Raw genomic sequence first — 15,908 nt, 5'->3', positions numbered from 1 at the left:
ATGTTAATGCTTTTTTTTTTAAGAAACCAATACAATACGATCTTCTTCGATGGTAATTAACTTTTGCTTATACAAATTGCCCACCGCTTTTTTAAAGGCTTTCTTACTCATTTTTAGATGAAAACGTATAGAATCTGGGCTACTTTTATCTGTTAACAACAAAAAACCTTCTCTACTGTCTTTCAATTTAGAAAGCACTTTATCTACATCTGAATCAATAACATTTCTAAAACCTTGTGGTCTTAGAGAAACATCTATTTTACCATCTTCACGAATTTGTTTGATATAGCCAGTAACTTCCATATTTTCTTCTAGCTCCTGAAAAACTTCGCTTCTAAACAACAAGCCATCAAACTCTTCGTTGATTAAAACGGTGTACCCTAAACCTGTTTCTGTTTCAATAACTAGGTTTACTTTATCGCCTTCTTTAAAATCATAGTCATGTTCATGAAAATTATTTTCTTCTTCAGAACGCGCTGCGTCTTCATGTAAATCTTCTTGTAAACTCATTATTTTATATATTTAAAATATTCTTTTAAAACTACATCATTTTCCGCACTTGGCGTAAAAATCTCTAGTATTTTTGGTTTTTCTGAAGACTCAAAAAAACCTTCTAATTCTTTTGTAACTACTTCTGTGGTAAACGCGCTTGCATACTCGAACTCATGCATTTTTGCCAAATGTGCTGCAGTTAAACAATGCGGAGTTTCAAAATAATTGGCAGCATTTGTAGTAGCTGGACCTGGTATTATTTTAAAAATTCCGCCACCTGAATTGTTAATTAAAATAATTCTAAAATTAACAGGTATATAACTATTCCACAATGCGTTAGAATCATAGAAAAAACTTAGGTCGCCTGTAATACACACCGTTTGTTTATTACTTGCAAAAGCTGCACCAATAGCAGTACTTGTACTACCATCTATACCACTTGTACCGCGATTGCAAAACACACGAAAAGTAGTATTCATTTTAAAAAGTTGTGCATATCTAATAATAGAACTATTGCTAATTTGCAAATCTGAATCTGAAGGGATAGCATTTAAAATCTGCTCAAAAACCTTAAAATCTGAATGTTGCAACTCTTTAAAATAAGCCGCATGTTTTTGTCTTCTGTGATCTCTAATTTTTAACCAGTTTGGTTGATAATTACTATCAACAGAGCTAATTAATGGGTTGAAATTAGAAAAGAAATCTACAGGTGTTGTTTGTAAAAACTCCGACAAACAAAAATACGTATCTGTTGCTTTTTTAGTATCAATGTGCCAATGATGCTTCGGTTGGTAATCTCTTAAAAAACGTTTGATTCTTTTTGAGACAATCATGCCCCCGAAAGTGACTAACAGAGCTGGTTGCAACTCTTTAAAATCTGCATCTTCTAAAGAGAAAATTAGCTGATCTATAGCATCTATTGCTTTGCTATGATGCAGATTAGAAGTAGTTTCTGTAAATAACAATACCGAATCATCTGAGCCATAAATATCTATCAAATTGTCTAGCGCTTTGTCTGGATAATTTACACCAACTAAAATCATTTTCTTCTCAGAAGAATTCCAGATTTTAGCCAATTTAATATAATCTACCGGCTTTTTTTCAATTTGAGTAGTCTTTGTAGGAAAATTAAATATTGGCAGCTCAGGCACTGTTTCGTACAAAGGCTCATCAAAAGGCACGTTTATGTGCACAGGACCTTGTTGAGAAGTAGCAATTTGAAAGGCTTCTGAAATAAGATTTAGATTTTCTTGATTTACAGCGTTTGCTAGATCATCTTTAGAAACTGCCGTTAAATTAGCTGAAAATAAAATATGATTTTCAAAGACATTTTCTTGACGAATTGTTTGCCCATCGCCAATATCTATTAGATGTTTGGGTCTGTCTGCAGAAATAACAACCAAAGGCACATTGCTATAAAATGCCTCTGCAATTGCCGGATAATAGTTTAACAACGCAGAACCAGAAGTACAAACTATGGCTACAGGTTTTTGTGTTTGCTGTGCAATACCCAATGCAAAAAAAGCTGCACAACGCTCATCTACAATGCTTAACGCATTTATTTTAGGATGATTAGAAAAACCAATTGTTAAGGGCGCATTTCGCGAACCTGGAGAAATTACAACCGTCTCAATTTGATATTGAGTACAAGCTGAAATTAGCAATTGAGCGAGTTCTTTTTTTGGATACATCGTTTTAAATCTTTTGTAAGATTTAAAAGTTATTAGTTTTTAGTTGATAGTTATTAGTAAGCACCAAAAACCATAAAAACTGAACACTAAAACTGTTATTAATTTTGCTATCTGCTTGCAAACAAGCTTAGCCCTGATTGAAGTGGCATCCTTTTTTTGTTTTTCTCAAAAAAAGATAAAACGTAAAGCAGGAAATAGCTTCTTATTATTTTTAATTTTTAAATTATTAGTGCTCAATTAAATATAACAACTAAGCACTAATAACTAAAAAACTTTTATTTAATTTCCTTTTTTGTAGTCTTCTAAAAACTTAGCCAAACCACTATCTGTTAAAGGGTGTCTTAACAAGCCATCTATTGCGCTTAAAGGCCCTGTCATAACATCAGACCCAAGTTTTGCACAATCTATAATATGCATGGTATGACGCACAGATGCTGCTAAAATTTGAGTTCCGAAACCATAATTGTCATAAATCTGACGGATTTCTGCTATTAAATTTAAACCATCGGTAGAAATATCATCTAAACGGCCAATAAACGGAGATACATACGTTGCTCCTGCTTTTGCTGCTAACAAAGCTTGTCCGGCAGAAAAAACTAAGGTTACGTTGGTTTTTATTCCTTTAGAAGAAAAATATTTACACGCTTTTACACCATCTTTTATCATTGGTAATTTTACCACAATCTGCGGATTTAAAGCTGCCAAAGCCTCACCTTCTTTTACCATTCCGTCAAAATCGGTAGCAATAACTTCTGCAGAAACATCACCATCTACCAAGTCGCAAATTGCTTTGTAATGGTTAATAATATTGTCTGCACCAGTTATGCCTTCTTTGGCCATTAAAGACGGATTGGTTGTTACACCGTCTAAAATACCCATTGCTTGTGCATCTTTAATTTGTGCTAAATTAGCTGTGTCTATAAAAAATTTCATTTGTATATATTTAATAGTGTGTTTCTATATTTTTTTTGGGCGTTCCCTAAAAAGGGTCGGGCTTTTCGCACTCGCTTTACACCCAAAAGTGTAAGAGCTCACACAATTGCTGCAATCCCTAACGCAAAGATAGTTAGTTAATCACAATTTCAGAAAGTTAAGTACAGATATTTTTTTCTAAAAAACGGTAAACTCTACCAAAACACTAATTTTATAGTTTGTAATGGTTCATTAAAATGCGCTCGTACATTTTGTCTGGCAAAATTCGTTTTAAAACAATAGAAAACTTCTCTAAAAAAGCACCTACTTTGTAGTGTATTTTAGGGTTTTTAGTAGCTATAATTTTGTGAATTTTTATTGCCATTGCCAAAGGATCCATTCCGCCTGAAACATGTGCATCCATTAAATTTAAATTTGCCTGATACTTTTCTTTATACGCAGAATCTTTAAAAACTGGTGTATGATATCTACCAGCAGCAATATTGGTTGCAAAATCTCCGGGAGCAACATTTACAACATTAATTCCGAATTCTTTAACCTCCATTCTTGTGGCCTCTGTTACAATTTCTAAAGCACCTTTGGTTGCCGAATACATACCTCTAAAAGGCAAACCCATATAACCTGCAATAGAAGTAACATTTACAATTGTTCCCGATTTTTGCAAGCGCATCTGTGGCAATACCGCTTTCATTACATCAATAGCCCCAAAAAGATTGGTATTAAAAACGGCACGCATTTCATCTGTTGGCGTATCTTCTACAGGACCCGTAATTCCCATTCCTGCATTGTTAACCAAAACATCTAGCTTGCCTTCTTTTTCTATAATAAAACTAACTGCAGCTGTTATAGTTTCTACCTTTAAAACATCTAGAGTAATCAATTTAAAAGGATAATTTTGGGTGTTTTTTGGAGTTCTACTTGTACCATATACAATGTATCCTTTCTCAGATAAATAGCTTGCAACTGCTTTGCCAATACCAGAAGAAGCACCTGTAATTAAAACAACTTTAGACATATGTTAATTGTAATTTAATGAGGTTGTAAAGTTAAAAAGTAAAAATGAAAGATGCAGGCTTTAAAAAGGAAACTTTAGCGCATAAAAAATGGCAAGCTACCTACATCACACTGCTACAACCTAATACCTTTGCTGCGTTCCCGCCCTGGAGGATTCAAAGGGAGCTAGTTGTGTAGAACTTGCCGATGCAAATTTACAATAGATTTTTATTTAAACAATTAATTTTAATTACTTTTTTTGTAAGATTTTTAACTGTTTGGTTTCTAACTAAATGATTTAGGTAATTAAAATTTTTATTTTTTTATTGTCATCTAAACGAAATGAATATATTTGTAAAATTAACTTAACCAAATAAACACAATGGAAAATCAGGGAAACAGTAAAAATATTATTTTAAATTATGGAGTTATACTAGCAGTAGCTGGTATCTTAGTTAGTCTTGTAACTTATGCAATGGGTTCTCACCTACAGCCACACTGGTCTATTTCTGTAATATCAATAGCGATATCTATTGGTTTAGTAATAGCAGGTATCAAAAAATTTAAAGAAGAAAATAACGGTTTTATGTCTTGGGGACAAGGTGTAAAAGTTGGTGTTGGTATCTGTATATTATCTGCTCTTATCACTGCTGTTTACCAATATGTTTTTATGAATTTTATTGAGCCAGATTTTTTAGTTCAAGCAATGGAACTTCAAAATGAAGCATATTTAGATGCAGGCATGACCGAAGAACAAATAGAAGCTACTAATGAAATGAGTAAAAAGTTTCAGTCTCCAGGTATTTTAGCTGCAATGTCTATTATTGGCGCAGCAGTTCTAGGTTTTATTATTTCTGCAATTGCATCTGCAATTATGAAAAAAAATGAAGAAGAGGCTTACTAAAAATAGTTTAAAAGTTTTTAAAGTGTAAAGTTTTTAAAGTTATTTTAAAACGCTACAACTCTTAAATTTACAACTACACAAATATGGATATTTCGGTAGTAATACCACTTCTTAACGAAGAAGAATCTTTACAAGAATTACACGATTGGATTGCAACTGTTATGCAATCCAATCGTTATTTTTATGAAATTATTTTTATTGATGATGGTAGCACAGACAACTCTTGGAAAGAGATACAGCAAATATCAGAAAAAAACAAAGCTGTAAAAGGCATTCGTTTTCAGCGTAATTTCGGTAAAAGCCAAGCCCTTGACGCTGGTTTTGAAATGGCAACAGGTGCCGTAGTAATTACTATGGATGCCGACTTACAAGACAATCCAGATGAAATACCAGAATTGTACAATCTTATCATTAAAGAAGACTACGACTTAATTTCTGGCTGGAAAAAGAAACGGTATGACAATGTGATTACCAAAAACATCCCATCAAAATTATTTAACGCTGCTGCCAGAAAAACCTCTGGTTTAAAACTACACGATTTTAATTGTGGCCTAAAAGCTTACAAAAATGAAGTCATTAAAACTGTAAAAGTAAGCGGAGAAATGCACCGATACATTCCTGTATTGGCAAAAAATGAAGGTTTTACTAAAATTGGCGAAAAAGTAGTACAACACCAAGCAAGAAAATACGGTGTTACAAAATTTGGTTTAGACCGTTTTATAAATGGTTTTTTAGATTTAATTACCATCTCTTTTTTATCAAAATTTGGCAAAAGACCCATGCACATCTTTGGTTTGCTAGGTACTTTTATGTTTTTATTTGGTATTACGTCTGCATTTTATATTGGCATTGTTAAGCTCTACAAAGTTTACAATGGCATTAAAACTATTTTAATTACAGACAATCCTTGGTTCTACATAGCGTTAACTTCTATGATATTAGGTACTCTGTTATTTTTAGCTGGTTTTATTGGCGAGCTAGTTATTAAAACTAAAACCAACGAAAAACACTATTCTATTAAAGAAAAAGTCAATTTCTAAAATGTATCTTTACATTTTAAAAGAAAATTACACGTAAAATATATTACAAAAAATGAGCAATATTCTAGAAAAAGCAACACAATGGTTACTACCAAGTTTTGATGTTGAAACTCGAAAAGAAATTGAAGAATTAATTGCTTCTAATGCAACGGATTTAGAAGACAGGTTTTACAAAGATTTAGAATTTGGTACCGGTGGTATGCGTGGCGTTATGGGCGCAGGTACAAACAGAGTTAACAAATACACTTTAGGTAGAGCTACACAAGGCTTGTCTAATTACATAAATAAAAATGTCGATAAAGTAAATAAAAGCGTTGTAATTGCTTACGATTGCAGACACAATAGCAAAAAATTTGCTAAAATTGTAGCAGACGTTCTATCTGCAAATAATATCAAAGTTTTTCTGTTTGAAGAATTACGAGCAACACCAGAGCTTTCTTTTGCGGTTCGTTATTTAAACTGCGATGCAGGTATTGTTTTAACTGCATCTCACAATCCGCCAGAATACAATGGCTATAAAGTATATTGGGCAGATGGCGGACAAATTGTACCACCACATGACAACGGAATTATTAGCAAAGTAAATGCTTTAGATTTTTCTGAAATAAATTTTAAGGCCAATGAAGAACTGATAGAAGTTATTGGCAAAGAAGTAGACGATGCTTTTATTAAGGCTTCTGTACAAAACGGAACATTAAAAGAAAACATTGATCGAAAGAACTTAAAAATTGTATTTACGTCGTTACACGGAACCTCAATTATTTCGGTACCCGATGCGCTAAAAAAAGCGGGATATACAGATGTGCACCTTGTGGATGCTCAAAAAATACCCGATGGAGATTTTCCGACCGTAAAATCTCCGAATCCGGAAGAACCAGAAGCCCTAAAAATGGCTACAGATTTAGCCAATAAAATTGGTGCAGATATTGTAATTGGCACAGACCCTGATTGTGATCGTTTAGGAGTTGCTGTTAGAGATACACACGGCAACATGAAACTAATGAACGGAAACCAAACCATGGTGGTTATGACTGAGTTTCTCTTAAAAAAATGGCAAGAAGAAAATAAAATTAACGGCAAACAGTTTGTAGGATCTACCATTGTATCTTCTAAATTGGTAAACAAAGTCGCAGAAAATTACAATGTAGAAACCAAAGTTGGCTTAACCGGATTTAAATGGATTGCTAAAATGGTACGTGATTTTCCTGAATTAGATTTTATAGGTGGTGGCGAAGAAAGTTTTGGCTACATGGTAGGCGATTTTGTAAGAGATAAAGATGCCGTAACTGCAACACTTTTGGCTTGTGAAGTTGCTGCTTTGGCAAAACAAAACGGAAGTTCTTTTTACCAGGAATTGGTAGCCATTTATGAAAGAGAAAACTTTTACAAAGAGCATTTAATTTCGATAACAAAAAAAGGAATGAACGGCGCGGCAGAAATCAAACAAATGTTAAGTGATATGCGCAACAATCCGTTGACAGAAATTGATGGAGAAAAAGTAACAACGCTCTCTGATTACAATGTCTCTATTCAAAAAAACTTAATTACAGGTGCCGAAACTAAAATTGATTTACCAAAATCGAATGTTTTAATTTATCAAACTGAAAAAGGGACAAGAATTGCAGCAAGACCAAGTGGTACAGAACCTAAAATAAAATTTTACTTTAGTGTAAACACCCAATTAGGTTCAAAAGAACAGGTAGAAAAAGTAGAATCTGAGTTAGATACTAAAATACAGCGCATCATTAAAGAAATGAAATTAAATTAAATTAATGGGCTACTTTAAAGACATTTTAAAATACGAAAAAAAGTATCGAAAATTTACAGTCCTAAACATTGTATTTAACATTCTGTATGCCATTTTTAATGTGCTGTCTGTTTTGGCATTTATCCCTGTCTTAGGAATACTTTTCGAAACAGAAAAAAAAGTAGTTACAGCACCCGTTTACAAAAGTATAGGGAGTATTGGCACCTACTTAAAAGATAGTTTTTATTACTTTATTTCCGAAAAAATAGCTGTAGAAGGAACAATTAAAACGCTTGTTTTTATTTGTCTTTTGGCGATTTCCTTATTTTTCTTTAAAAATTTATTTAGATACCTGGCTTCTTATTGTATCACCTTTTTAAGAACGGGTGTTGTAAAAGATTTAAGAGATAACTTATATCATAAAATTGTTGAATTACCAATTGCCTACTTTTCAGAAAAAAGAAAAGGAGATATTATTGCCAGGATGACTTCGGATGTACAAGAAGTAGAAAACTCAATTTTAACCTCAATAGAAACCATTGTTAGAGAGCCATTAACGGTAATTATCTCTATTTCAATTATGCTTTTTATGAGCTTAAAACTTACGTTATTCGTTTTTGTTTTACTCCCGGTTTCTGGTTTTATCATTTCATCGATTAGTAAAAAATTAAAAGCCAAATCTGCAAAAGCTCAGAAAGAAACGGGTCATTTTTTATCTTTTATAGAAGAGACTTTAACAGGATTAAGAATTATAAAAGGTTTTAATGCAGAGAAAGTTATTGAAAGCAAATTTAATGCTTCTACCTCTGAATTTAAAAAACTAATGACTAGTGTTTTTCATAGGCAAACACTGGCTTCACCAATGAGCGAGTTTTTAGGATCTGCTACTATTATTGCCATTCTTTGGTACGGTGGTACGGAAGTTTTATCTAAAACTAGTGCCTTACAACCTGATGAGTTTTTTGGATATATTGTGCTATTTTATACAGTTTTAAATCCGATAAAATTAATAACCACTACCTTTTATAACATTCAAAAAGGAGAAGCTTCTGCGGAGAGAATTATGCAAGTTTTAAATACCGAAAACAGTATTAAAGACAAACCTAATGCAACTACAAAAGAGGGTTTTAACAGCATGGTAGCATTTAAAAACATCTCTTTTAAGTACAAAGACACTTATGTTTTAAAAGATTTTTCTTTAACCATTAATAAAGGAGAAACCGTTGCTTTGGTTGGGCAATCTGGAAGTGGAAAATCTACACTAGCAAACCTAATTACTCGTTTTTACGATGTAAATAAAGGAACTGTTTTGATAGATGATACTGATATTAAAGACATTACAAAAAACTCTTTAAGAGACTTAATGGGCATTGTATCTCAAGACTCTATTTTGTTTAATGATACGATTGCTAACAATATTAAATTAGGAACGCAACATGCAACTGATGAGGCTGTTTTAGAAGCTGCCAAAATTGCGAATGCAGACGAGTTTATTCAACTTTTACCAGAAAAATACAACACCAATATTGGCGATAGTGGAAACACACTTTCTGGCGGACAAAAACAACGATTGTCTATTGCAAGAGCAGTTTTAAAAAACCCACCAATTATGATTTTAGATGAAGCAACTTCTGCTTTAGACACAGAATCTGAACAATTGGTGCAAATTGCTTTAGAAAAAATGATGCAGAATAGAACCTCATTGGTAATAGCACATCGATTGTCTACCATTCAAAAAGCAGATAAAATTGTGGTGTTAAAACAAGGTGAAATTGTAGAGCAAGGAAAACACGACGAGTTATTGGCTAAAAAAGGAGAATATTTTAAATTGGTAACAATGCAATCTTTAAGCTAAGACCAACCCTAATTTCTTTCCTTTTTCAATCATAAAGTCAAAACAAGCTTTGTGCTCATTAGGGATTTCTCCTTCTAAAATTGCTTCTTTTATTGCTTCTTTTAGTTGACCGATTTCTCTACAGGGCTTTAGATTAAAAGCTTTCATAATTTCTTCTCCAGTAATAGGTGGTTGAAAATTACGCACTTTATCACGTGCTTCTACTTCTTTAATTTTAGAACGAACAACATCAAAATTTTGATGGTAACGTTTAAATTTCTTTGGATTTTTTGTGGTAATATCTGCTTCACACAAGGTCATTAATGCATTGATATCATCACCAGCATCAAAGACAAGGCGTCTTACAGCCGAATCTGTAACTTCTGAAGCTAGCACAATAGGTCTAGAACTTAACAATACCATTTTTTGCACAAATTTCATCTTATTGTTTAAAGGCATTTTTAAGCGTTTAAACAATTTATAGACCATTTTAGATCCTACAAATTCGTGCGCATGAAACGTCCAACCTACTTTTTTACTAAATTTTTTGGTCGGTGCTTTTCCGATATCATGCAACAATGCTGCCCAGCGCAACCAAACATCATCGGTATTTTGTGCAATATTATCTACTACTTCTAAAGTATGGTAAAAATTATCTTTGTGCTTTTGTCCTTCTACCTCCTCTACTCCTTTTAAGGCAATTAGCTCGGGTAAAATTTGTGGTAACAAGCCAGATTTTTCTAACAATAAAAATCCTATAGATGGTTTTGGTGCTGAAAGTATTTTATGCAATTCGTCTACAATACGTTCTCTAGTAATAATTTTTAATCGATGTGCATTTCTAGTAATAGCCTCTAAAGAATTGGCATCAATATTAAAATTTAATTGTGTTGTAAAACGGATGGCACGCATCATTCTTAAAGGATCATCAGAATAGGTAATATCAGGATTTAAAGGTGTTTTAATCACCTTATCTTCTAAATCTTGAATGCCATTAAAAGGATCTAACAATTCCCCAAAATTGACTTCATTTAAGCTCAGTGCCAACGCATTTATAGTTAAATCTCTTCTATTCTGATCGTCTTGTAAAGTACCTAAAGAAACTTCTGGATTTCTACTATCTTCTGCGTACGATTCTTTTCTTGCACCTACAAATTCTATTTCAGTGTCTTTGTAACGCAACATGGCTGTTCCGTAGGTTTTAAAAACTTGTACTTTTGGTTTGTTAGGTAGTAATTGAGATACTTTTTGTGCCAAGTCGATTCCGCTACCAATAGCAACAATATCTACATCTGAAGAGTTGTCTCTGTTTAAAAAAAAATCTCTTACATAACCTCCAATTACATAACTTTCTATTTCTAAAAGCTTAGATGCCTTAGAAATAACCGTAAATATTTCAGAAGAAATTGCTTCTTTAAAAGATTTATTTTGCATGAATTGACGATCTTAAAAACTGATTATTAATCACTTATATAAATAAGAAAGAAATAAGTTTATAATTATTATTGTATTGTGCAAACTTACTATATAAAACATATCAGACAAAGAAAGAATTATATATTTCTTTAAATCGTTTTCATAAAAAGTAGCATTAAATTAAGCGACTATATTATGGCTTTAAAATAGATGCATTATGCCAATCTGGCTATTTAAATAATTCTAAAAATATTACCTTTGTTCATCGAAACAAAAAACATGCTAAAAAAAATACCTAATTACATAAAATACTTATTTATAAACACTTTTTTTCTATTTGTTTTTACATTAGTATTCAGAACTATTTTTTATCTATTTTTCGCTCAATTAGATGGCATTTCTAATACAGAAATACAAAAAGCATTGCTTCTAGGAATCCGTTTCGACCTAAAACTAAGTATTATTGCCGCGTTTCCTTTAACAATATTAGTCTTAATATCAAATTATCGTTTTTTTAGTAAAAAAATATACAAAAAAATTGCCACTATCTATTTAGTTGTGTGCTATTTAGCATTGACTTTATTTTATCTATTTGACTTCGGATATTATGAATACCTAGCCATTAGATTAGATGCTTCATCTCTTAGATTTTTAAGTAACATTAAAATATCTACTCAAGTTTTAATTGAAAGTTACCCGATCTATAAAGGTCTTTTAGGGCTCTTAATTTTATGTGTAGTAATTTACAAATACTCGAAGTTTATTTATAATTCGTTTTCAAATACAACGAAAAAAGTTTCAAAAAAAATAAAAGCGGCCTACTTCATCAGCATCATTTTACTTTTTTCTTTTGGAATTTATAATAGTACTTCTCACTACCCTTTACGATGGAGTGAAGCTTTCTTTTCTAAAAACAACAATGTTAATCAGTTTGCTTTAAATCCTGTTTTATATTTCTTTGACAGTTTTGCTTTTAGAAGTGAAGGTGTAGATATAGAAAAATTTAAATCTTATTACCCGGTTATTGCCAAACATTTAAACTTACCTTTAGATACTATTAATTTTAAAAGAGAAACAACCTTTAAAAACCCTTACAAAGAAAAACCAAATCTTATTTTTGTAATGTTAGAATCTACCGGAACAGCTACTTTAAGTTATTACGGTAACCCTTTAAATAGTTCTCCAAAAATTGATGCTATTTTAAACGAAAGTTTAAGCTTCTCTAAATTTTATGTACACAAACCCGGAACAGCAGCAAGTGTTTTTGCTAGCATAACAGGTTTACCCGATATAGAAGATGTAAAAACAGCCTCTAGAAATCCTTTAATTATAGACCAACGAATTGTTTTTGACCAAATAAAAGGATACGAAAAGTCTTACTTTATTGGTGGATCTGCAAATTGGGCTAATATAAGAGGTGTCTTTCAATCTAATGTAAAAGATTTAAAAATATACGAAGAAGGAAGCTATGAACAAGAAGACAGAGCCGATGTTTGGGGTATTGATGATTATGACTTATTTAAAGAAGCTGACAAAGTTTTAAAACAACTACATTTAAAAAACAAACCATTTGTTACATACATACAAACAGCAACAAATCATATGCCGTTTACTGTACCTGACAAAAAAGAGAGCTATACTCCTATTTTAGAAAACGAAATTAACGAAGAAACGTTATTAAAAGGAGGTTTTAGATCTTTAGGTCAGTTAAATGCCATGCGCTATTTAGATTTTAATGTTGCTCGTTTTTTAGAAAGAGCCAAAGAGTCTGGTTACTATGACAATTCTATTTTTGTCTTTTTTGGAGACCATAGAGGTGGTATGAAAAAATTAAATTTCTTAAAAAACAATGAAGATGCTATTGGTATTCAAGTACACCATGTTCCTTTCTTTATTCATAGTCCGAAATATGTTAAGCCAAATATCAATGATAAGTATGCAAAACTAGTAGATGTTTTTCCTACTGCAACAAGTTTAGCCAAAATAGATTATGTTAATTATACGCTTGGCAGTAATTTATTAGACAGTACTTATACAAATACCGCGGCTTTTGTATATAACCAGAATAAAGGAGAAAAAGCAGTTGGCATTATAAAAGACGGGTTTTATTACGAAAAAACAAACATCTCTAAGAAAACTAGTTTGTTTGATTTAAAAACAGAAACAGTAAAAGATATTAAATTAACAAACCCATTACTTACACAAGAAATGGACAGTCTTTTATCTGCTTATTACCATTCAACTAAATATTTGTACTTTAATAACAAGAAATAATTAAAATAAGAAATATACTTTATAAATACGATTAATCGTATTTTTTGTGAAGCCAATTTTTTATATAAGCTAACTTTTTAGGCGGACATTGATCTAAACTTTGCATACATAAAAAGATTTTATTTTTATTATTTTCTGCCCTTTTCAGTTTATTTTTTAACCACCAAAAAGGTTTTTTATAGTTCTGAAAATATGCTAATTGAAAATCGTTTTTAACAATACCTGTTTTATTTTTTAGCTCTAAGTGATTTGCTAATGATTGGTTAGTATATTGTTCTGGATGTCTAAAACGATGTTTTATATTTAATTCTAATATTTCTGGGTTCTTTTTATAATAGTTATCGTAAGTAGATTTTTTTAGAGGAGCAAAAGTATGATGTAACCTAACATATCTATCAAAACCTAATATTTTAGCAATATTTTGTTGCCCTTTCTTAAAACCATAAGTATTCCTTTTTCCTTCTTTACCTATAATTTTATAAATACTATTTTGAAGTTTTTTATACCAAATATCCTCAGAGAAAGGTGTCCAAAAACCTCTGATAACAGGATTACCATCTATGAAAAAATCAGTAACATTTGTTTCTCTTAAAAGAAAAAAATCATCATTAAGATACAAAAAATGTTCTGCTAAATCAGGAATTTTATATAACAAAGATTCTATTGGTAAACAGTTAAAAGTTGGTAAGTATTGATGATAGCCTTTAAAAATAGTTTTATGATCTATTATAATTACATTAGGGTATTCTTCTTGGGCTTTTACTTTGTTTTTTAAAAAATTTGGAATTTGGTTATCGGTAACAATAAATATATTTCTAACAAAGGTAGCGTACTTTAAAATAGATTTAACCGCAAACTCAATTTCGTTAACTTGGTCTAGTTTTGTCCTAATATCTTTTGACTCTAACAAATCTTTAGAAATAAATTTTTTCATTTTTTCTTTATGATTTGGATCATTACCATTTACCCAAGTAAAAACTACATCTATTATCATGTGTTAAAATATATTATCCAATTTATTAAATTACAAAACAAAAATAGTATTTAAGTTTTATATTTGTCTAAAATAAGATTTAATAAAAATGATTTCATATAAAGTTTACTACATAAATTTAGATAAAAGTCTTGAAAGAAGGAATTTTATGGAAAATCAATTTAAAGAGTTTAAAATTTCCATTACTAGAATACCAGCTGTTTACGGAAAAAAATTACCTATAAACTTTTTAACTAGCTCAAAAAAACAGCATAAAATTCTAACCCACTTCCCAAATTTAAATGATGGTGAAATTGGTTTAACAAAAACTTATTTCGATTTATGGAAAACTGTAGCTAACCAAAAGGAAGATTTTTCTATTATTTTAGAAGATGATGCGTTGTTAACTATAGACTTTTTTAAAGACTTACAAAACATACTGAATTTAATTACCTCTAAAGATTTTATTGATATTGCTGGTAGAAAAGGATTCTATTCATTAGAAAAAAACACTTTACTATCAAAGTTCCTTGTACCTGCTCTACAAACAACAGGACAAATCGTTGGTAAAGATGCTGCTAGAATTTTAGTCAAAAATTTGACTACTTATTATGCGCCAATTGATGTTTTAAAACAAGATGTATTTAAACATAAAGTAAAGGTATATACTACTAATAAAGCTTATGTTAGTAGTAATGATAAGAATGTTGGAGGCACAACAATACAGCGTAAAAGTATGTCTAGAGGTAAAAAAATATTAAGAGAGATAGCAAGACCATTATGGCAATTAATATCATTAATAACTTATAAAAGTTATAGAGTTTTTAAAAATCATTCATTTTATATAAATAATTAATTTTCATTTATTTTTTTATTCAGCAACCATAACTTAATATATCTAGTAAAAACTGAATAAGCTAAAATTTTAGCTAAAACTAAGCCTGCAATACCATCTAAAAAACCAAAACGCAAAACATAGTGGATAAAAAACCTTACCGCTGGTTTAACTAACAAATGAAACGCGTTTACTTTTTTTTCATTATGATGTAATTGCCTAGCTTTTAATGTAGAATAATGATTTATTTTAAAAATAAAATGATCGTAATTTCTATACCCAAAATGATTTATCTTATTTTTAAAAAAACCTAAATCACCTTCCGCTTTTATCGTTTCATGAACAACCCCTTCATATTTGCAATACTCTTTTAAAAAAAGACGGACTACTTTATCTCTTTGATAACCACCATAATGAATCTGTTTACCAGCAAAGTAAAAACTTCTACAAACATAAAAACCAACTTTATTATTAGGAGATTTTACAGCTTCTAAAATTTCTTTTTTAACTTCGGAAGTAACACGTTCATCAGCATCTAATATATAAATCCAATCATGCTTAGCTTGTTCAATGGCAAAGTTTTTTTGAGAAGAAAAATCATCAAACTTTCGCTTGATGATTTTTACATTTAACTTTTCTGCTATTTCTAGCGTTTTATCTGTACTAAAAGAATCTATTACAATAATTTCATCTGCAAAATCTAAAGATTTTATCGCGTCAGCAATATGAATTTCTTCATTTAAAGTAGGTATAATTGCTGATATTTTTGTCATAGA

The 15,908-nt window shown here is 30.9% G+C and carries 13 protein-coding genes and 1 other RNA gene; 6 read left to right on the top strand and 8 right to left on the bottom strand.

The features are described from left to right. Nucleotides 1–18: 18 nt before the first annotated feature. The 5 genes from Q0678_RS00510 to ffs all read right to left on the bottom strand — a co-directional run bounded on the left by Q0678_RS00510 (nt 19) and on the right by ffs (nt 4,316). Nucleotides 19–510, bottom strand: a complete 492-nt coding sequence (locus tag Q0678_RS00510; RefSeq protein ID WP_299052395.1) for a DNA-binding protein — start codon at nt 508–510, stop codon at nt 19–21. Continuing rightward, nucleotides 510–2,183 (bottom strand): 2-succinyl-5-enolpyruvyl-6-hydroxy-3-cyclohexene-1-carboxylic-acid synthase, encoded by a 1,674-nt coding sequence (gene menD, locus Q0678_RS00505; protein WP_299052393.1) that lies wholly within the window; start codon nt 2,181–2,183, stop codon nt 510–512. The genes Q0678_RS00510 and menD overlap by 1 nt, the downstream gene beginning before the upstream one ends. A 279-nt stretch (nt 2,184–2,462) precedes the next feature. Continuing rightward, nucleotides 2,463–3,116: a fructose-6-phosphate aldolase gene (fsa, locus tag Q0678_RS00500; protein ID WP_299052390.1), complete on the bottom strand. Its 654-nt coding sequence runs from the start codon at nt 3,114–3,116 to the stop codon at nt 2,463–2,465. Between the two features lie 211 nt (nt 3,117–3,327). Beyond that, nucleotides 3,328–4,131, bottom strand: a complete 804-nt coding sequence (locus Q0678_RS00495) for an SDR family oxidoreductase (RefSeq protein WP_299052388.1) — start codon at nt 4,129–4,131, stop codon at nt 3,328–3,330. Between the two features lie 86 nt (nt 4,132–4,217). Then, an RNA gene (gene ffs, locus Q0678_RS00490) (signal recognition particle sRNA small type) lies at nt 4,218–4,316 on the bottom strand. Nucleotides 4,317–4,491: 175 nt separating this feature from the next. On the opposite strand from ffs, the gene Q0678_RS00485 reads away from it, so the two are divergent. The 4 genes from Q0678_RS00485 to Q0678_RS00470 all read left to right on the top strand — a co-directional run bounded on the left by Q0678_RS00485 (nt 4,492) and on the right by Q0678_RS00470 (nt 9,655). Continuing rightward, complete coding sequence (locus tag Q0678_RS00485; RefSeq protein WP_299052386.1) at nt 4,492–5,013, top strand: DUF4199 domain-containing protein; 522 nt, start codon at nt 4,492–4,494, stop codon at nt 5,011–5,013. An 83-nt stretch (nt 5,014–5,096) separates the two neighbouring features. Then, nucleotides 5,097–6,053: a glycosyltransferase family 2 protein gene (locus Q0678_RS00480; RefSeq protein ID WP_299052384.1), complete on the top strand. Its 957-nt coding sequence runs from the start codon at nt 5,097–5,099 to the stop codon at nt 6,051–6,053. A 52-nt stretch (nt 6,054–6,105) separates the two neighbouring features. Further along, nucleotides 6,106–7,821: a phospho-sugar mutase gene (locus Q0678_RS00475; RefSeq protein ID WP_299052382.1), complete on the top strand. Its 1,716-nt coding sequence runs from the start codon at nt 6,106–6,108 to the stop codon at nt 7,819–7,821. A gap of 4 nt (nt 7,822–7,825) precedes the next feature. Beyond that, nucleotides 7,826–9,655, top strand: coding sequence for an ABC transporter ATP-binding protein (locus Q0678_RS00470; RefSeq protein WP_299052380.1), 1,830 nt, complete (start codon nt 7,826–7,828; stop codon nt 9,653–9,655). On the opposite strand, the gene Q0678_RS00465 is transcribed toward Q0678_RS00470, so the two are convergent. After that, nucleotides 9,647–11,068 carry an HD domain-containing protein gene (locus tag Q0678_RS00465; protein ID WP_299052378.1) on the bottom strand — a complete coding sequence of 474 codons (1,422 nt, stop codon included), beginning with the start codon at nt 11,066–11,068 and terminating at the stop codon, nt 9,647–9,649. The genes Q0678_RS00470 and Q0678_RS00465 overlap by 9 nt on opposite strands. A gap of 261 nt (nt 11,069–11,329) precedes the next feature. Here Q0678_RS00465 and Q0678_RS00460 point away from each other — a divergent pair, with 261 nt between their 5' ends. Further along, nucleotides 11,330–13,324: an LTA synthase family protein gene (locus tag Q0678_RS00460; RefSeq protein ID WP_299052376.1), complete on the top strand. Its 1,995-nt coding sequence runs from the start codon at nt 11,330–11,332 to the stop codon at nt 13,322–13,324. A gap of 31 nt (nt 13,325–13,355) precedes the next feature. Here the strand turns inward: Q0678_RS00460 and Q0678_RS00455 are convergent, their stop codons facing one another. Then, nucleotides 13,356–14,318, bottom strand: coding sequence for a Stealth CR1 domain-containing protein (locus Q0678_RS00455; protein WP_299052374.1), 963 nt, complete (start codon nt 14,316–14,318; stop codon nt 13,356–13,358). Between the two features lie 88 nt (nt 14,319–14,406). Here Q0678_RS00455 and Q0678_RS00450 point away from each other — a divergent pair, with 88 nt between their 5' ends. Further along, entirely contained in the window at nt 14,407–15,153 is a 747-nt protein-coding gene (locus Q0678_RS00450) for a glycosyltransferase family 25 protein (RefSeq protein ID WP_299052372.1), read from the top strand. On the opposite strand, the gene Q0678_RS00445 is transcribed toward Q0678_RS00450, so the two are convergent. Further along, nucleotides 15,150–15,905: a glycosyltransferase family 2 protein gene (locus tag Q0678_RS00445; RefSeq protein WP_299052370.1), complete on the bottom strand. Its 756-nt coding sequence runs from the start codon at nt 15,903–15,905 to the stop codon at nt 15,150–15,152. The two genes, Q0678_RS00450 and Q0678_RS00445, sit on opposite strands and share 4 nt — an antisense overlap. Between the last annotated feature and the right edge of the window lie 3 nt (nt 15,906–15,908).

The sequence above is a fragment of the uncultured Polaribacter sp. genome (assembly GCF_947497125.1).
Taxonomy (GTDB): domain Bacteria; phylum Bacteroidota; class Bacteroidia; order Flavobacteriales; family Flavobacteriaceae; genus Polaribacter.
The sequence above is the reverse complement of the archived record's forward strand: the minus strand, read 5'-3'. Positions and strand labels throughout refer to the sequence as shown.